This is a genomic window from Halomonas sp. TD01, from assembly GCF_923868895.1.
Taxonomy (GTDB): domain Bacteria; phylum Pseudomonadota; class Gammaproteobacteria; order Pseudomonadales; family Halomonadaceae; genus Vreelandella.
This window is the reverse complement of the sequence record NZ_OV350343.1, coordinates 1-17,022: the sequence shown is the minus strand read 5'-3', so window position 1 is coordinate 17,022 and position 17,022 is coordinate 1. Positions and strand designations below refer to the sequence as shown.

21 protein-coding genes and 7 tRNA genes are annotated in these 17,022 nt (G+C 54.2%); 23 read left to right on the top strand and 5 right to left on the bottom strand.

Annotated features, from left to right (window positions below; translation table 11 throughout):
• Positions 1-39: 39 nt before the first annotated feature.
• The 5 genes from htpX to L1X57_RS00115 form a co-directional block, all read right to left on the bottom strand.
• Entirely contained in the window at positions 40-945 is a 906-nt protein-coding gene (gene htpX, locus L1X57_RS00135; RefSeq protein ID WP_009722583.1) for a protease HtpX, read from the bottom strand.
• Positions 946-1,037: 92 nt separating this feature from the next.
• A complete protein-coding gene (locus tag L1X57_RS00130) occupies positions 1,038-2,285 on the bottom strand; it encodes a pyridoxal phosphate-dependent aminotransferase (protein WP_009722584.1) in 1,248 nt (415 codons plus the stop codon).
• 55 nt (positions 2,286-2,340) lie between these two features.
• Complete coding sequence (gene ylqF / locus L1X57_RS00125; protein ID WP_009722585.1) at positions 2,341-3,294, bottom strand: ribosome biogenesis GTPase YlqF; 954 nt, start codon at positions 3,292-3,294, stop codon at positions 2,341-2,343.
• A gap of 119 nt (positions 3,295-3,413) precedes the next feature.
• A complete protein-coding gene (gene msrB / locus L1X57_RS00120) occupies positions 3,414-3,812 on the bottom strand; it encodes a peptide-methionine (R)-S-oxide reductase MsrB (protein ID WP_009722586.1) in 399 nt (132 codons plus the stop codon).
• A 137-nt stretch (positions 3,813-3,949) separates the two neighbouring features.
• Positions 3,950-5,536, bottom strand: a complete 1,587-nt coding sequence (locus L1X57_RS00115) for a gamma-glutamyltransferase family protein (RefSeq protein ID WP_009722587.1) — start codon at positions 5,534-5,536, stop codon at positions 3,950-3,952.
• Positions 5,537-5,859: 323 nt separating this feature from the next.
• Here L1X57_RS00115 and L1X57_RS00110 point away from each other — a divergent pair.
• The 23 genes from L1X57_RS00110 (at position 5,860) to L1X57_RS00005 (ending at position 17,011) form a co-directional block, all read left to right on the top strand.
• Positions 5,860-5,935 (top strand) — tRNA-Glu (locus tag L1X57_RS00110).
• Positions 5,936-5,975: 40 nt separating this feature from the next.
• Positions 5,976-6,050, top strand: a tRNA-Gly gene (locus L1X57_RS00105).
• A gap of 21 nt (positions 6,051-6,071) precedes the next feature.
• A tRNA-Glu gene (locus L1X57_RS00100) sits at positions 6,072-6,147 on the top strand.
• A gap of 26 nt (positions 6,148-6,173) precedes the next feature.
• Positions 6,174-6,248: transfer RNA gene (locus tag L1X57_RS00095), tRNA-Gly, on the top strand.
• A 21-nt stretch (positions 6,249-6,269) separates the two neighbouring features.
• Positions 6,270-6,345 (top strand) — tRNA-Glu (locus tag L1X57_RS00090).
• 33 nt (positions 6,346-6,378) lie between these two features.
• A tRNA-Gly gene (locus L1X57_RS00085) sits at positions 6,379-6,453 on the top strand.
• A 264-nt stretch (positions 6,454-6,717) separates the two neighbouring features.
• Complete coding sequence (locus L1X57_RS00080) at positions 6,718-7,680, top strand: ABC transporter ATP-binding protein (RefSeq protein ID WP_009722588.1); 963 nt, start codon at positions 6,718-6,720, stop codon at positions 7,678-7,680.
• A complete protein-coding gene (locus tag L1X57_RS00075) occupies positions 7,677-8,450 on the top strand; it encodes an ABC transporter permease (protein ID WP_009722589.1) in 774 nt (257 codons plus the stop codon). Before L1X57_RS00080 ends, L1X57_RS00075 begins: the two co-directional genes overlap by 4 nt.
• Positions 8,451-8,504: 54 nt before the next feature.
• Positions 8,505-9,341 carry an NADPH-dependent 7-cyano-7-deazaguanine reductase QueF gene (gene queF, locus L1X57_RS00070; RefSeq protein ID WP_009722590.1) on the top strand — a complete coding sequence of 279 codons (837 nt, stop codon included), beginning with the start codon at positions 8,505-8,507 and terminating at the stop codon, positions 9,339-9,341.
• A 47-nt stretch (positions 9,342-9,388) separates the two neighbouring features.
• On the top strand, positions 9,389-9,949 hold the full coding sequence (locus L1X57_RS00065; RefSeq protein ID WP_009722591.1) for a nitroreductase family protein: 561 nt from the start codon (positions 9,389-9,391) through the stop codon (positions 9,947-9,949).
• 13 nt (positions 9,950-9,962) lie between these two features.
• On the top strand, positions 9,963-10,481 hold the full coding sequence (locus L1X57_RS00060; protein WP_009722592.1) for a YiiD C-terminal domain-containing protein: 519 nt from the start codon (positions 9,963-9,965) through the stop codon (positions 10,479-10,481).
• A 93-nt stretch (positions 10,482-10,574) separates the two neighbouring features.
• Positions 10,575-10,662, top strand: a tRNA-Ser gene (locus L1X57_RS00055).
• Positions 10,663-10,822: 160 nt separating this feature from the next.
• A complete protein-coding gene (locus tag L1X57_RS00050) occupies positions 10,823-12,106 on the top strand; it encodes a tyrosine-type recombinase/integrase (RefSeq protein WP_039868763.1) in 1,284 nt (427 codons plus the stop codon).
• Positions 12,099-12,758: a hypothetical protein gene (locus L1X57_RS00045; protein ID WP_009722594.1), complete on the top strand. Its 660-nt coding sequence runs from the start codon at positions 12,099-12,101 to the stop codon at positions 12,756-12,758. The genes L1X57_RS00050 and L1X57_RS00045 overlap by 8 nt, the downstream gene beginning before the upstream one ends.
• Before the next feature lie 86 nt (positions 12,759-12,844).
• On the top strand, positions 12,845-13,063 hold the full coding sequence (locus L1X57_RS00040; protein WP_009722595.1) for a helix-turn-helix transcriptional regulator: 219 nt from the start codon (positions 12,845-12,847) through the stop codon (positions 13,061-13,063).
• A 254-nt stretch (positions 13,064-13,317) separates the two neighbouring features.
• Complete coding sequence (locus tag L1X57_RS00035) at positions 13,318-13,524, top strand: hypothetical protein (RefSeq protein WP_009722596.1); 207 nt, start codon at positions 13,318-13,320, stop codon at positions 13,522-13,524.
• Positions 13,521-13,646: a hypothetical protein gene (locus L1X57_RS18765; protein WP_009722597.1), complete on the top strand. Its 126-nt coding sequence runs from the start codon at positions 13,521-13,523 to the stop codon at positions 13,644-13,646. Before L1X57_RS00035 ends, L1X57_RS18765 begins: the two co-directional genes overlap by 4 nt.
• Complete coding sequence (locus L1X57_RS00030; protein ID WP_009722598.1) at positions 13,643-13,945, top strand: hypothetical protein; 303 nt, start codon at positions 13,643-13,645, stop codon at positions 13,943-13,945. Before L1X57_RS18765 ends, L1X57_RS00030 begins: the two co-directional genes overlap by 4 nt.
• Positions 13,942-14,376 carry a hypothetical protein gene (locus L1X57_RS00025; protein WP_009722599.1) on the top strand — a complete coding sequence of 145 codons (435 nt, stop codon included), beginning with the start codon at positions 13,942-13,944 and terminating at the stop codon, positions 14,374-14,376. The genes L1X57_RS00030 and L1X57_RS00025 overlap by 4 nt, the downstream gene beginning before the upstream one ends.
• Positions 14,373-14,627 carry a hypothetical protein gene (locus L1X57_RS00020; RefSeq protein WP_009722600.1) on the top strand — a complete coding sequence of 85 codons (255 nt, stop codon included), beginning with the start codon at positions 14,373-14,375 and terminating at the stop codon, positions 14,625-14,627. The genes L1X57_RS00025 and L1X57_RS00020 overlap by 4 nt, the downstream gene beginning before the upstream one ends.
• Positions 14,617-14,811 carry a hypothetical protein gene (locus tag L1X57_RS00015; protein WP_009722601.1) on the top strand — a complete coding sequence of 65 codons (195 nt, stop codon included), beginning with the start codon at positions 14,617-14,619 and terminating at the stop codon, positions 14,809-14,811. The genes L1X57_RS00020 and L1X57_RS00015 overlap by 11 nt, the downstream gene beginning before the upstream one ends.
• Complete coding sequence (locus L1X57_RS00010; protein WP_009722602.1) at positions 14,808-16,655, top strand: replication endonuclease; 1,848 nt, start codon at positions 14,808-14,810, stop codon at positions 16,653-16,655. The genes L1X57_RS00015 and L1X57_RS00010 overlap by 4 nt, the downstream gene beginning before the upstream one ends.
• Positions 16,652-17,011, top strand: coding sequence for a hypothetical protein (locus tag L1X57_RS00005; RefSeq protein ID WP_009722603.1), 360 nt, complete (start codon positions 16,652-16,654; stop codon positions 17,009-17,011). Before L1X57_RS00010 ends, L1X57_RS00005 begins: the two co-directional genes overlap by 4 nt.
• Positions 17,012-17,022 lie beyond the last annotated feature (11 nt).

Here is a 17,022-nt window from a genome sequence, read left to right as displayed (position 1 = left end):
TTTGCGGGCCTTGTGTGTTATGCGACTAGCAACTATGCGTTACTGACGGTAAGCCGCTTCTTTCAAAGCGCGAATGCGATCGTCCAGAGGCGGGTGGCTGGCAAATAGCTGCTCTAACAGAGAACGGGTTTGGCCTTTGGTGATAGCCATCGCGCGGAGGGTATCGGGCATCTGGTCAGGCATTTCAGTTTCCGCTTTAAGACGTGCTAGCGCATTCACCATTGCGCCGGTGCCCGCCAAGCGTGCGCCTGCCTCATCGGCACGGTATTCACGATAGCGTGAGAACCAAGCAACGATTGCAGAAGCGACAATACCAAAGACGATTTCTGCCACGATAACCACGGCAAAATAACCGATGAAACCAAGGCCTCCCTCGCCGTCGCTACGGCTTTTTAAGAAGTTATCGACTAACTGAGCCACGACTCGGGCAAAGAACATAACAAAGGTATTCACGACGCCTTGAATCAGCGCCAGCGTTACCATGTCGCCATTAGCTACGTGGCCGATTTCATGGGCCAGCACCGCACGCACTTCTTCAGGACGCATGCGGTTGAGTAGGCCCGCCGATACCGCGACTAACGCATCGTTTTTGTTCCAACCGGTGGCAAATGCATTGGACTGCTGAGCAGGAAAAATACCTACTTCCGGCGTCTTAATGCCCGCTTCGCGGGAAAGTTCGGCCACCGTATCCAACAGCCACTGCTCAGTTGAATTTGACGGTGTTTCGATAATCACGGTACCGGTCGAGCGCTTTGCCATCCACTTGGAAATAAACAGCGATATCAGCGAGCCGACCATGCCGAAGATAAAGCAGAAGATTAGCAAGCTGGTAAAGTTGATGCCCTGACTGCTTAGGTAACTTTCCACCCCAAACAGTCGCAGCGTTAAGCTGGCAACCAGCAACACCGCTAAGTTAGTGGCTAAAAACAGCACAATTCGCATCATGGTGCAGGTTCTCCATCAAAGGTCATTAAAAAAGCGTTAGTGGAATGACAGTTTAGATACGTGCTGTTAACGTCAGTTTCAAGTCGCCGTTTTTATTGACGATAGCGGGACAAGAAATTAGCAAAGCGATCAAGTGCATCACCCAGTTGGTCGGCCCAGGGCAGAGTGACAATGCGCACGTGATCAGGCTCTGGCCAGTTGAAGGCGGTGCCTTGCACCAGTAGGATCTTTTCCTGGAGCAATAAGTCCAGCACCAGCTGTTGGTCATCCTTAATGTTAAACACCTTGGGATCTAAGCGTGGAAAGGCATATAGCGCGCCTTTAGGCGTCACGCAAGAGACCCCTGGGATGGCGTTAAGCTTCTCTATCGTAATATCTCGCTGAGCCAATAGCCGGCCGCCCGGCAGGATTAAATCATTGATTGACTGGTAACCGCCCAGCGCGGTCTGGATGGCGTGCTGGGCAGGCACGTTGGCACACAGGCGCATCGAGGCCAGCATGGTCAGGCCCTGAATGAAATCATTAGCGCGCTGTTTGGCAAGCGTACCAGAAATGGTCATCCAGCCTGAGCGAAAGCCCGCACAGCGATAGCTCTTCGACAGACCGTTCATGGTGATAACCAACTGGTCATCATCGGCCAATGCCCCCGTGGCCGTATGTTCTACGCCGTCATAAAGAATCTTGTCGTAGATCTCATCAGAAAACACTACCAAGTTGTGCTCTTTGGCAATATCCAATACTTCCCGCACTACCTCAGGCGGGTAGACCGCGCCGGTAGGGTTATTCGGGTTGATAATCACAATAGCCCGGGTACGGCTGGTAACTTTGGCACGAATATCTGCCATATCCGGTGACCAGTCAGCCTGCTCATCGCATAGGTAGTGAACACCGTGACCACCGGATAGATGCGCTGCGGCGGTCCATAACGGGTAATCAGGGGCGGGGATCAGTACTTCATCACCGTCGTTTAACAGCGCCTGCATGGCCATCACGATCAGCTCAGAAACACCGTTGCCGATGTAGATATCTTCAATGCCGACCCCAGGGATCTGTTTACGCTGGCACTCCTGCATAATCGCCTTACGCGCCGAGTAAAGGCCTTTGGAATCACAGTAGCCCTGGGCAGTGGGCAAGTTGCGCATCACGTCTTGGAGAATCTCTTCCGGCGCTTCAAAGCCAAACGGCGCAGGGTTGCCAATGTTAAGCTTTAAAATTCGCTGGCCTTCTTCTTCCAGGCGCTTGGCATGGTCGAGTACTGGGCCACGAATGTCGTAGCAAACGTTTTGCAGTTTGTGCGATTTTTTCAGCGTGTGTGATTCTGTAGGCTGCGGGGTGTCCATGGGGTTTATTATCCAAAATGTCCTGTGGCCGAGGGTGCTGCTGATGATCAGCCCATTATGCGTCGGATTGTAGGTGGCTGTCTTCGTCGTTTTGTATCGGCGGCGGTGGAATATCACCTGGGGTTTCTAAGGTAAGCCTACCGAGTTTGCCATCGCGTAGCTCGTGAAGCAGTACTTCGGCACCGCGGTGTATGTCGACCTCGCCACCGGGGCGTAAGCCGCCGCGCTTACTCGCAATTTCTTTCAAAATGGCGTGGCCGTCAAAACCGGCAATGGCTAAGAAATCTGGCTTTTGCGGGCCATCAGCATCCACCTCTTGCGCGACTGGCGCTTCATAGGTGGGCAGCGCTTTTAGCTTATAGCGGGCGGTTAACTCTGCAGGATAACGCTTAGCAAGCTCTGCACTGGTGATGATGGCCACATCGGTATATTCAATTGCGGTATCACGAATCGCGCCGCTGGCAGCCAGACGATAGGCGCTGGCTTGGTCTTCAATTTTTGGCCATAGCACCCCAGGGGTGTCGATCAGTGCCACGCGGCCATCAATACGCACCTTTTGTTGGCGCTTGGTGACTGCGGGTTCATTGCCGGTCTTAGCAATTTTGCGGCCAGCAAGCCCGTTGATTAGCGTCGATTTTCCCACGTTGGGAATGCCCATCACCATCACGCGGACATCCCTGTCTGCGCGTACCGCGCCTGCCAATTCGTGGCACAGTTTAGGGATTTTTTTAAGTTCGCGGATATTGGTAGTGGTAATCGCCAGGGCGCGGGTATCCTCTTGAGCATCGAAAAAAGCCACCCACTCAGCGGTGCGCTCAGGGTCGGCAAGATCTGCTCGCGACAAAATCTTCAATACCGGCTTATGGCGAGTCAGCTCGGCCAGCATCGGGTTGGCGCTGGAGTAGGGCAGGCGCGCGTCAAGTACTTCAATAACGACATCAATTTCGGGCAGCGCATCCTTAATCTGGCGGCGGGCCTTATTCATATGTCCGGGGAACCAGCCGAGCATGAGTTTCTCCTAATTAGCGCAAAACAAATACAAGCACAAAAAGCGGGCACAAAAAAGCGGGCTGCCATTCTAGCAGATGGCGCCCGCCTTTCTGGTATTGATCGAGGGTTTAGTAACGATTACTCGTCAGGATGGAATTCTAACGACACCGAATTGATGCAATAACGCAATCCGGTCGTGTCTGGCGGGCCATCAGGAAATACGTGACCTAGATGGGCATCGCAGTGGGAGCAAACGACTTCAGTTCGCCGCATGCCGTGAGAGGCGTCGTTATGCTCTTCGACGCAGCGTGATCCCAGTGGGCGATCAAAGCTCGGCCAGCCGCAGCCCGCATCAAACTTATGCTCGTTTTCAAACAGCGGCGCATGGCAGCACACGCAGTGGTAAATGCCCTGGGCATCGCTGACCTGATAATCACCCGTGAACGGGCGTTCAGTGCCTTTTTCACGCGCCACACGGTACTGTTCCGGGGTGAGTTGCTTGCGCCATTCGTCGGGGGATTTTTCTATTTTCGCCATGGGGGTCTCCTCTCCCTCTGGTTACCGTTAAGCAGAGGCTTATGTAAGCAGGCTAGCGTATCACTACGCAGAGTGACAGTAGATAGCCCGCCCAGGTTCAGCATGTGTGAAAGGTAAGAAAACCGCCAGTATAGTGTTTACACGCTAGCTGCCCCGCCGTTGCTGCGCGGATCGTGGGCGCTTTCAATTAAGCCATCCGGATGCCGTACGATACCGCCCGCATGGCCCATAGTGTCACTGAATGCCTCAGGGATGACTTCGACATCGTGTCCAGCCGTAGCAAGTGCGGCGACCAAACGGTCGCTGAAGCGGTCTTCGAGCTTCAGGTTGGTGCTGGATTCTCCCCAGGTGCGGCCCAATAGCCAGCGCGGTGCAGTGACCGCTTGCTGAAGCGGCATTCCGTGCAGTGCATAGCGGGAAAAAACTGCTGCCTGGGTTTGTGGCTGGCCTTCTCCTCCCATTGTGCCGTAAACCATGGTGCGCCCATCGTTAAAGGTAGCAAGTGCAGGGTTAAGCGTATGGAAAGGTTTCCGGCCAGGAGCAAGGCCACGTAAATCATCCTGGTTAAGTGAAAAGCTAATACCTCGGTTTTGCCACAGCACGCCGCTTTCCGGCAGTACTACGCCACTGCCGAATTCCCAGTAGATGCTTTGAATAAAGCTGACCGAACGACCCTCGCTATCAACGGCTCCCATCCAAATGGTATCGCCAGATGCGGGTACATGAGGCCACGGGAGGGCCTGCGAGGTATTGATTTCAGCGGCTTCTGCGCTAATGCGTTCTTCACTAAGTAACTGTTGCAGGGGAGCAGGCACGCGGCTAGGGTCGGTGACGTAGCGATCACGCAACATAAAGGCCCGCTTGGTCGCTTCAATAAGGCCATGCAGATGGTCAAAGCCGTTCGGCTCGATAGCTTTAATACGTTCGTAAATACCCAGAATCATCAGCGATGCCATACCCTGGGTAGGGGCTGGCAGATTGTATAGCGTGGCATCTTGCAGACGCACATGAAGGGGAGTGACCTGCTGAGCGTGGTAGGCGTGGAAGTCGTCTAAGCGAAGCGGGCTGCCCAGCGCTTCCAGGTCGCGCGCCATGCTGATGGCAAGTTCGCCTCGGTAAAAATCATCCAGTCCGGCGCTTGCCAATCGTTTTAGTGTGGCCGCTAGTCGTGGTTGGCGAAGGCGTTGACCTTCCCGGGGCACTTGGCCGTCAATCAGAAATGCATCCCTAAAACCGGGGCTTTGGCTTAGTCGCTCCAGGTGTTTGGCTGTTAATGTTTCCTGGCTCTGGGAAACAGCCACACCCTCGTCGGCATGGCGAATGGCATCGCTTAGCAGTGTAGAAAGTGGCAGCGAATCTCCCCAACTAGCGGCTACCTCTAGTGCTTCCTGCCAGCCACTGATGGTGCCCGCCATGGTCAGTGCGGCCTCTGGGCCACGCTTAGGAATATGCGTCGCACCTGCATAAAATTCGCTGTTAGCAAGCTGAGCAGCAGGGCCGCAGGCATCAATGGCAACGGGGGCTTTGCCCGGTTCGTGAATGAGCCAGAAACCGTCGCCACCTAGCGCGTTCATGTGCGGGTACACCACGGCAATCGCAGCTGCTGCAGCGACCATAGCCTCTACTGCGTTGCCTCCTTGTTTCAACACATCACGCCCTGCGCTTGCGGCAAGATGATGAGGGGCTACACAGCTGCCGCCGTAACTACGTTGGGTATGGAGCATTGCAAGTTCCTTGTTTAGTTGTGGTCACCAGCTATTGGCGCCAGATCGCCAAATAAACCCGTGATCGCTGATAAGGTAGCAAGCCGTATGCCAGAAAATCGATTTTATTATAGATGAAAGATTTTTAAGGCGTTTATAGCCTTTGATAAGTGCATGAAAAACCAGCTAGTGCACTGAAAAGAAGCATTTTGATGAATCAGTGCACCAGATTCGACCGCCTCGGTGGTGTTATTCGCTCCCAGTAAAACGTTTTGATTTCAGACTGCTTGACAGCCCGCAAAGGGCTGAGTAATATACGCGCCACCTCGACGAGGCAATGAAACGTCCCATTCGTCTAGTGGTCTAGGACACCGCCCTTTCACGGCGGTAACAGGGGTTCGAACCCCCTATGGGACGCCACTTGTTTTTTAGGATAAAAAGTCGTTAAGGTATCGGAATTGCGGGAATAGCTCAGTGGTAGAGCATCGCCTTGCCAAGGCGAGGGTCGAGAGTTCGAATCTCTTTTCCCGCTCCAAGCATTTAGTATGCTTACAGTGTCCCATTCGTCTAGTGGTCTAGGACACCGCCCTTTCACGGCGGTAACAGGGGTTCGAACCCCCTATGGGACGCCAATCCGATTGCGAGTAATACAGATTAAGCGGGAATAGCTCAGTGGTAGAGCATCGCCTTGCCAAGGCGAGGGTCGAGAGTTCGAATCTCTTTTCCCGCTCCAAGCATTTAATATGCTTACAGCGTCCCATTCGTCTAGTGGTCTAGGACACCGCCCTTTCACGGCGGTAACAGGGGTTCGAACCCCCTATGGGACGCCATCTCGCACTTTTTTGTAGCACTGTTTGTTGTACGCGGGAATAGCTCAGTGGTAGAGCATCGCCTTGCCAAGGCGAGGGTCGAGAGTTCGAATCTCTTTTCCCGCTCCATACAACGGTTTTACATATTTGCCAAGGGTCGAGAGCTGGAGCGCCAGTCCGATCAATCTCTTTTCCCGCTCCAAGCAAACACTTTTTCTTATCCCTCCTTTTTGCTTGTTTTCCTTTGTTTTTTTGAACACTGTATCGCACATCAATCGGCGATATTTTTGCGTGGCTGTCATTCGGGCGACTTGAAAAAATATACGGATGCCCCGATATCCCTCTATCTAGCTCGTTTTTCTTGTGCTCCCCATTTGCTGACAGGACATATTCATGGCCGAACCGGCATTGTCTATCCGTGGCCTCACAAAAGTGTATGGCAACGGCTTTCAAGCGTTAAAAGGTATTGATTTAGACGTCCAGCAGGGCGATTTTTTTGCTTTGTTAGGGCCTAACGGAGCGGGTAAGTCGACCACCCTCGGCGTGGTCTGCTCGCTGGTGCAGAAATCAGCAGGCAAGGTGTCGATTTTTGGTATCGACATCGATAAAGACTTCGCAAAAGCCAAGTACCAGCTTGGCGTGGTGCCCCAGGAATTCAATTTCAATCAGTTTGAAAAGGTCATTGATATCATTCTGGCTCAGGCTGGCTACTACGGAATGACCCGTAAAGAGGCGCTGCCTCGTGCCAAGCAACTGCTCAGTGACCTTGGGTTGTGGGACAAGCGCAATGGCAGTGCGCGTATGCTTTCTGGCGGTATGAAGCGTCGCCTGATGATTGCCCGTGCGCTGATGCACCGCCCAAAGCTGTTGATTCTTGATGAGCCAACGGCAGGCGTAGACATTGAGCTGCGCCGCAGCATGTGGGAATACATGCGGCGTATTAACCGCGATGAAGGCACCACCATTATTCTCACGACACACTATCTCGAAGAAGCCGAGAGCCTGTGCCGCAATATCGCCATTATCAATCAAGGCGAAATTGTGCGTAACACCAGCGTGCGTGAACTGCTGACAGAGCTGAACACTGAAACCTTCCTGCTCGACCTGTCTGCGCCGGTAGAGCAAGCACCCGTTATTGAAGGGTTTGAAGTTCAGCAGATCGAGCCTTCCCAGCTAGCGCTGGTAATTCATCGTGGGCAGCGGCTCAATGATGTGTTCAGTGCCTTAAGCGAACAGGGGTTAACCGTAGTTTCCATGCGCAACCGCGCCAACCGCTTAGAGGAGATGTTTGTTTCCATGGTGGAAAGCAGCCAGCAAGCGATTGATCAACGTGAGCAGCAGGAGGCGCGGGCATGAATGCAACGCAAACCCTTATCGCGCTGTGGACTTTAGTGCTTAAAGAGATCAAGCGCTTTACGCGGATTTGGCCCCAAACCTTGCTGCCGCCGTCAATTACCATGGCGATGTACTTCATCATCTTCGGTAACTTAATTGGTTCGCGCATTGGTGATATGGATGGCTTCAGCTACATGGACTTCATTGTTCCAGGGTTGATCATGATGTCGGTGATCACCAATAGCTACTCCAACGTGGCGTCGAGCTTTTTTTCCAATAAGTTTCAGCGCTCTATTGAAGAAATGATGGTCTCGCCGATGCCCAATTGGGTGGTCTTATCCGGCTTTATCTTGGGTGGTATGGCCCGCGGCCTAGGGGTTGGGTTAATTGTTACGCTGGTATCGCTATTCTTTACCCGCTTAACCGTCGAGCATCCGCTGCTCACGGTGCTGGTGGTGGTGCTGACCTCGGCGCTGTTTTCCATTGGTGGTTTTATTAACGCACTGTTGGCTAATAAATTCGATGATATCTCCATCGTGCCAACGTTTATTCTGACTCCGCTGACGTATTTAGGCGGCGTGTTTTACTCGATTTCGATGCTGCCCGATTTTTGGCAGGGCGTCTCCATGCTTAACCCAATACTGTATATGGTGAACGTCTTCCGCTACGGCTTTTTAGGCGTTTCCGATATTCCGGTCGTCTGGGCGCTAACCGCTATCTTTGCCTTTATCGTTGTGCTGTTTATGGTGGCACTCACCATGCTAGACCGCGGCAAAGGCATTCGCAGTTAAACGTGTGATAACGCCCAGTAGAGGGCACGCTACTAATCAAGAGAGCAACCAGTAATGGCACACCACCGCCCTGATACCTTAGAACACGCGCCCCTGGGGCGCGATTCCGCTTACCCAGAGCAATATGACGCTGGACTTTTGTATCCTATTCCCCGTGCTGCAAACCGTGCCCCATTGGGCATCGAAGACAGTAAGCTGCCGTTTGTGGGGGAAGATGAGTGGCACGCTTTTGAAGTGTCGTGGCTGAACGGCCGTGGTAAGCCCATCGTGGCGGTTGCACGTTTTCGCTTGCCCGCTGATTCGCCCAACCTGATTGAGTCCAAATCCTGGAAGCTCTATCTCAATAGTCTTAACCAAACGCGCTTTGTCAGCCAAGAAGAGGTGCAAAGCACGCTTATTCGCGATCTAGCCGTCGCGGCGGGCGCTTGCGTCAGCGTAGAGCTATTGGCGGTGGACGACAGTGAGCTTACCCCCCAGCGCCTACCGGGCGAGTGCCTGGATGATCTGGATATCGACATCAGTGATTACACCCCCAGCGCCGCGCATTTGGTGGTAGGCGAAGAGATCGTCGAAGAGACGCTGTACTCCCACCTGCTTAAATCTAACTGCCCGGTGACCGGCCAGCCCGATTGGGGCAGTGTTCTCATTCGTTACAAAGGCCCTAAAATCGACCGTGAAGGGCTGCTGCGCTATCTAATCGGTTATCGTCAGCACCAGGACTTTCACGAACACTGTGTCGAACATATTTTTACCGACCTGATGCAGTTGGCCAAGCCTGAAGAGCTACTGGTGCTGGCACGCTATGTGCGCCGTGGTGGGCTAGATATCAGCCCATGGCGAGCAACGCCTGGTTTAACGGCGCCCAGCCCCTTGCGCCTAGCAAGGCAGTAGCAACGGCGCTAACCTAGCGCTCAACGATCAATAAAAAGGGAGTCATAATGGACGCACTCACGCTGCTTCACGAACGTAGCTCTATGGGGAAACTCACTGAGCCTGCGCCCAGTGCCGAACAGCTCAGCGCTATTTACCAAGCCGCGCTGCGCGCCCCAGACCATAAAGAGCTGCGCCCCTGGCGGTTTATCGAATTTATCGGTGAAGGGCGCGAGCGCCTGGGTGAGTTGTTCGCAGAAGCAGAGTTTCAAGAAGACCCCAGTGCCAGCGACGACACGCTAAATTCTGCGCGTAAAAAACCGCTACGTGCGCCGATGATCATTGCCGTGATCGCCAAGGTCACCCCGGATATTCCTGGTGTGCCGAAAATGGAGCAGGTGATTTCAGCCGGATGTGCCGCCCACGGTATTCTGCTGGCCGCCCACGCGCTAGGATTAGGTGCCATGTGGCGCAGCGGTAAGTACGCCTTTGACCCCGTAGTGCGTAAAGGCCTATCGCTAGATGAAAATGACGAGGTGGTCGCCTTTATCTATCTGGGCAGCTTAGCAGGTCGCCACAAGCCAATAGCACAGCATAATCAAGCTGACTTTGTAGAGCGTTGGGATTAACGAGGAGCAGGTGATGAGCCAGCCACGCCAACCGGGTATGCCTTACCCCCGTTTGCCACTCCCTCAGGCTCATGAAGACCTTGCCGCCTTTCAGCAGTGGCTAGGGGAGGCGATTCCCATGGTGGGTGCACTGGGTATTCAGAGTATGTCCCAATGCACCTCTCAAGAGGGCGGGTCATTGACGTGGCAACTGGCGCTTAACCCGAACCTAAACGATAAAGGCACAGGTTTTGGCGGCGCGCTAACGGCGCAAACAACGCTGCAGGGCTGGTGTTGGGTAACGCTATGGCTACGTGCCCAAGGGCGGGCGCAAGATGTGGTAGTGGCCGAAGCCAGCCAGCGCTTTCTTGCGCCAGTCACTAGCGACTACCGCATTATTTGCACCCCCAGCGATCCCCAAGGCCCTGAGCAGCTAGCGGAAAAGCTTAACGCGCGGGGGAAGGGCAGCATTGCACTCACCCAGCAGCTCTACTGTGGCGACACGCTCTGCCTGGAAGCCAACGGGCGCTACGCTGTACTGCCTGTTGCTTAAATCTTTAAAAGGCTTGCTATTTTAGGCCTTAGACCATAGAATATGCGCCGTTCTGTTGGGAAAGGCAACGCCTTAACAATCGAGCAAAAACGCGGAGGGGTGTCCGAGTGGTCGAAGGAGCACGCCTGGAAAGTGTGTAAGTCGAAAGGCTTCGAGGGTTCGAATCCCTCCCCCTCCGCCAGAATCCTTCGAAAAAGCCCGCTATCAGCGGGCTTTTTTGTGTTTGCTCCCCTGAAAACAATGCCTTACGTTTGCATGGTGTTTTATGGGCTTGCATCGAATCGTATGCAATCGCATAATCTATGTTGGGTAGGATGTTGGTTTTGCTGTTGGGGGAAGAAATGCCGAAAAAATCAAAGGTGCTATCTGCACTCGAAGTAAAGCGGCTTAGTGAACCTGGGCTTCATTCTGTGGGGGAGGTGGATGGTTTGCACCTGCGGGTTACGTCTGCTGGTGCCAGGTCGTGGATACTTCGCTACGCTACCGGGGAAAACCGATATGCCACAAGCGGCAAGCCCTACAAAGTACGGCGCGATATGGGCCTTGGTAGCTACCCATCCGTCACTTTGGCCCAAGCCAGAGACAAAGCACGCTTAGTGCGTGAAAAGCTAGATGCTGGCGTCGATCCTGTCACCGAGCGCAGAGCCGCCAGCCAAGCCCGCCGTGCTGCTGAATTAGCACTTATCACCTTTGAAGATGCCGCCAGCGCTGTTATTAAGATTAAGCAGGCAGAAGCGCGCAACCTAAAGCACGGCAAACAATGGGAAAGCACCCTAGCCGCTTATGCCTACCCCAAGCTGGGTAAGATGGCTGTTTCAGATATTGAGCTAGTGCACATTAAAGAAGTGTTGCAGCCGATTTGGGAAACCAAAACCGAAACAGCAACCCGCGTTAGGCAACGCGTCGAAGCGGTGTTGAATTGGGCAACCGTTAATGGCCACCGCAGCGGCGACAACCCGGCACGCTGGAAAGGCAACCTAGATAATATCCTGCCTTCACCCAACAAAGTAGCGAAGGTAGAGCACCATCGCGCCTTACCTATCGACGAAATGCCCGCCTTTTGGAAAGCGCTTTCTAATCGCACAGGCGATGCGGCCAACTGCCTCGCGTTCACAATATTAACGGGCTGCCGATCCGGCGAAGCCCGTGGCGCCACTTGGCAGGAAATCGACCTCGAAGCCGCTACCTGGACAATACCCGCTGAAAGAATGAAAGCAGGTAAGGAGCATCGGGTACCGTTGGCCCCGGCTGCTATTAAGCTGCTTGAGGCACAGCCAAAAGAAACAGAACGTTTATTTGTTAGCCCTAAGGGTAAGCCGTTATCTGACGCCGCCATGACAGCACTACTTAAGCGCATGGGGGAAAGTCACCGCACAACGGTTCATGGCTTCCGTTCTACCTTCCGTGATTGGATGGCTGAGCGCACTAGCACCCCACACGATATTGCTGAGATGGCGCTGGCACACACCATCAAAAACGGTGCTGAGGCTGCGTACCGTCGCGGCGATATGTTGGCCAAGCGTGCCCGAGTTATGAATCAGTGGGCGGATTTTGTTACTACGCCTGCAACTGTTGGCGCTGCGAACGTCGCTCCGATCCGGGGAGAGGTGGCTAACAATGGATGATAGCTTAGATAAAATTCAGGCCGACTTAGAAGCTGTATTAGATCGTTTAGAAAACCATCTTATTGGGTATGATGATAGTAACGAAGAAATGGCCGTTGTGTTGTATAGCTATATTATAGGGGGTAGGGCTAAAAAAGGCTCTCGACAGTTGGGCGGTTCCATATTGTTAAACGATACGGTGCAGCGTGCTCAACAAAGTAGCCAAGACTTTTTCAACGAAGAATATGGAAATGAAAAAGAAGACTTAAAAGGTCACATTGTCGCGGCGCTAAGTGAAGTAGATCGAGCCCGTTCTATGAGGGTTCCATTAAGTCGCTGGGCCATTGAAACATTAGCGTGTGCGTCAGATAGGTATGTTCGTAAGATAGACCGCTACTTAGGGGAGTTCGGAGCAAAAGACCTTGCAATCCATAAAGGTCGAGGTGAGGTAAAGCCTAACTTTGATAAAATTCGTGCTGCGTTGTTTATGATTTATCACTGGTGTTCAGAAGATCCGGAACAAAACAAACTAAGCCGTAAAGCTGTGCACGGTAATGTATTTGAGCGTGCTGAAAAGATGTTTAACGTAGGTCAGGCGACACTTGAGAAAGAATGGAGGGAGAGTGCCTATCCCTCAACTTTGCTTATGCATCGGTCAAGCCAAAAAGAGTAACCCTAAATTAAGCCCTGTTGTTTAGGGCCAAACCTCAAGTTAAAGCAACCATGCTACTCCTTGTACACACAAGCGAGGCTATAAGCATGGCTGCAACCACCAAACCCCAGACAACACCGCGCCAAGGCTGCGAGTTTTTAACCGATAAGCAAAGTGCAGACCGTTATGGTGTTCACAAAGCAACAATTCATCGCTGGGTAAAAGAAGGCAACTTCCCAAAGTCGATAAAACTTGGCAGTAATTGCACTCGCTGGAAGTTGAGCGACCTCGAAGCATGGGAAAAATCCCAGCAGGAGGCTTGCTAATGCGAACCTATGCAATTACTCTAAAGAGAGCTGGCGCAAAATCGTCAGCCGGGTGTGCAAGCCCGAATTCAAATAGGCGCAACAGCGCCCACCATGACGGCGTTTTTTTTATGCCCGTCAATTATGGTGGACTGTGCGTGGGAGGCTTCGGCCTGCCGGATTCCTATTTGTCCGGTCTTGCACACCTGCGTACAGTCCGCCACCCATCATGTGCAAGTGATCTGGCGGACTCCAATCAAATAGGAGTCACACCCATGGCACAATTACGCCTATCCAATCTTATTACCCGCAGTTTATCCAGCCGTGCCGAAGCGCATAGACAAATGGCGAAAGCCGCTCTATTTGCCGATTCCAGCACGCGCACCCGCCTTAAGCGTTACAACCACCACATTGAAAAAGCCCAACAGCTAGAAGCCCGCGCCTTAGAGACTGCCAAGCGCAGCGTAGGGGCCGTGTCATGAAATTAACCACTCCCCAGCTAAAGCGCTTACTTGAACTACTAGCGCCTTTCCGTACCGACCCTATCACCAAGCCCACCATTGAGCTGGCCTTACGCCGCGTGCGTAGTGAGGTGCTTTCGTGAGCAACTACCAAATCCCCCAAGCCGAACGGGACGCCATCGCCCATATTCAAGCGCTGGCGCTGCCTGTCAGCACCCACAGCCAAGGTGGTCATTGGGTTAGCGTTGATTTTTCGGGAATGCTGCTTCAACTGAATGTAAGCATTGGCCGTCGTAGCGACCTGCACAACCCTACCGCCGTTTCTCAGACCTACAGTGTGTACCTGCCTCCTTGCCAACGTGCCCCGCATGACGCACTTGAACAGCTACAAGCGATTGCCCGCGATCTGGAAGCGCTGCTTCCTGGGGTGGTGGCTGCATGAGTCACGTTATCCATTGCACCAACCTAGTCCAAAAGCTGCCCCCTATTTTGAACAGCGGCCACCTGCTGCCCCACATGGATGGCCACGTTGAAAATTCTGTGGTGTGGTTTTCAGCGCATCCCTTTTGGGAGCCCACCGCTACCAAGCCTTGCCGTACTGATAGCGCCCTGGTGAACCTCAAATTCTGGGAATACCGCGACCTGTTTGGCTGCATCCGCTTTGCCTTACCTGCCGACGATAGCCGCCTGCTGACATGGCGCGAAGTGTGCCAGCAAGCGGGCCTATGCCGTGTCGATCGTCGAAAGCTGGAAGCCGCAGCCCGCAAGCGAGGTGGTGACCCCAAGCAGTGGTTTGCTGTGCCCGCCGCGATCCCCCTTGCAGATATGTCCCTGGAAATTCTCAGCATCAATGAGTGGAGAGCCATTTCATGAAACACCTAAGCGCAGAATTTGAAAAGCAATTGGCTGAGATCCGGGACATTGCCCAAGCCCATGAGCGCCTAGCCGAAATTATGGGGGATGTTAATTACATGGGGCAAGGCACTACGGAGCAGCAAGCAGAGGCTTGGTCGGTAGCGTTCCGGTGCATGGGCAAACGTGCTGCTGATATGGCTCAAGACCTGCTGGAGCAAAGTCTCGAAGGTGACGACGATAAGCAGGAAGGGGGCCGCGATGCTGACTAGCACCCATGAAAAAGCCCAGCACAATGGCTGGGCCTTCTCCGCGCCGCCTACCAAAGCAAACGCTAAACCTAAGAATAGCACACGGCATGGGGCGCGCCTATGCCTTGCCGATCAATGCCAACCCTTTGGGGTTGGTGCTGGCGCTGAGAAGTCACGCACGGTAAGCGGCAAGGGGGCTGTATGACCAGCCACGCCGCCTTTATTGATCGACAAGCCCTTGCTGATTCGCTTCTGAAATGTGGGCCATGGCACTGCATAAGCGATGACCAGGCATTGATCGACCATGCCACCGCGCAAGCCCGCGCCATTGAACTGGAAGCCGCCAGCCTAGGCGATCTAGTTTACGCCCTGCAACGCGCCCGCCGCCGGGTAGCTAAGCATTGTCTACCCCTTCCCACCGGACATAGCACCGCCGGGGAGCTATTACGCCTTTCATGCCCTATGTGGTGGCGTCGCCAGCTTCGACGCCTTACCAGCCGCCGCCGTGAACAGCGGCAACGCATCTTAGGGCGCACACAGAAACGGGCAGGTATTTACGTTAGTGACGAAGGCTACCGCCGTCGCATTGACCAAACCACGCGCAACGCCCGCTTGCTTGAAGCCATCACGGCCACCAACCAAGACGGCGACCAGTACACCCTTGCAGAGCTGGCCGAGCTGGGTTTAGCCAATCCAGAGTTTAGGCGGGCAGAGCTAATGCTGCGCATTGCCGACACTGAGCGCGAAGCAGACCGGGCAGGCCACCGGGGGATGTTCTACACCATCACGACCCCTAGCCGCTTTCACCCGGTACGGAAGAACGCCAGCATCAACCATAAATATGCTGGTGCTAACCCGCGTGAAGCACAGGCCTACTTGCAGAACCTATGGGCTAAAGCCCGCGCCAAGTTTAAGCGCGACGGTCTAGGTATCTATGGGATCCGTGTTGCCGAGCCCCACCATGATGGAACGCCCCACTGGCATTTGCTGGTATGGATGCGTCCCGAAGATGAACCGAAGGTAACCAGCATATTGCGGCGCTACTCGCTGGAAGATTCACCGGGTGAGGTTAAGCGAAACACTAGCGTTAGATTCAAGCCCGTGGCCATTGATCGAAGCAAGGGAAGTGCAGCCGGGTATGTGGCCAAGTACGTGGCTAAAAACATCAACGGTAAGCAGCACAGCCGCCAAGGCGTGCCGGGCGATAACCTCGACCACTATGGCCAGTCACTAGAAACCAGCGCCCCTCGCATTGAAGCGTGGGCGGCCTGCTGGGGTATTCGTCAGTTTCAGTTTGTTGGGTTGCCTTCGGTCACGGTGTGGCGTGAGCTGCGCCGTCTCAAAGATGATAAGCGCCTAGCCGATTGGGAAGCGGCCACACGGCCAGAACCGGAAGCCGCCGCGATCCTCGAAGGGTTGCGCCAAGCGGCCAATGCTGGCGCTTGGGATAAGTACCTTCACCTAATGGGCGGGCCGATGCAGCCCCGCGACGTTGCCCCCATTCGCCCATGGCGTGTGGTACGCCAAACCGTTGACACGGCCAACATCAACCCAATGACCGGGGAATGGTCAAGCGACACGCTTGGCCGTTACGGGGAACCGATGGCGGGCACCTGGGGCTTAGTGGTTAGCAGCCAGCTAGGCGAAACGGAATACCTTACCCGGTACTACCGCTGGACGTTTGAGCGTAAGGGTGAAGCTGCCGGGGTTGATTTTAAGCGCGTAGGCGAAGCCGCAGCGCCTTGGACTGGTGTCATTAACTGTACGCAGTCCACCCCCGCCACCCCGCTTAATGATTGGGAGTGGCATGTAACCGAGTCGTTTAGGCGAATGCACCCACCGTTACCGCGTGAGCAAATAAAGAGCATTCAACGGCAGGCAGCAATAGACGCGGAAAAATACCGCAGCGCATCGGTTAGGCGTCACCTTGAGCATGAAGAGCGCGGGCGCTTGCGGGCCACTATAGAGGAAGGCCGTGAGCTGGTTCTTGATTGGCTGTTGGATGGGGAGCTGTCACTCGCTGATATTCCACCGGGGGTATTTGTATGAACGGTGACGCCTTACTTGCCCGCATTGCCCAACTACAAGCCAGCGCTGGCGCTTCCCGGCCGCAAGGCAAGCCCGGCAACCGCCCACGACAACACCCACGGCGGGCCAACGTGACCACCCGCATCGAGCCATGGCTGGCGCTGATAGAGAAACGGTGTGGCCTGCTGACTGAGGATCGTCGCTTTATTCGCCTGAGGCTGGCCACCCAACAGCACAGCGAAGCAATGCGACTTGCCGAAGGGTATAGCGCCGCCTGGGAACAGGCAGCCATGCAGGAACAACGCGCCCACGTAAAGAACAACGCAGGCCGTCAAGCGGCTAACCGCTGGCTTAAGCGACAACTGGACAACAAATAAACCAATATTTA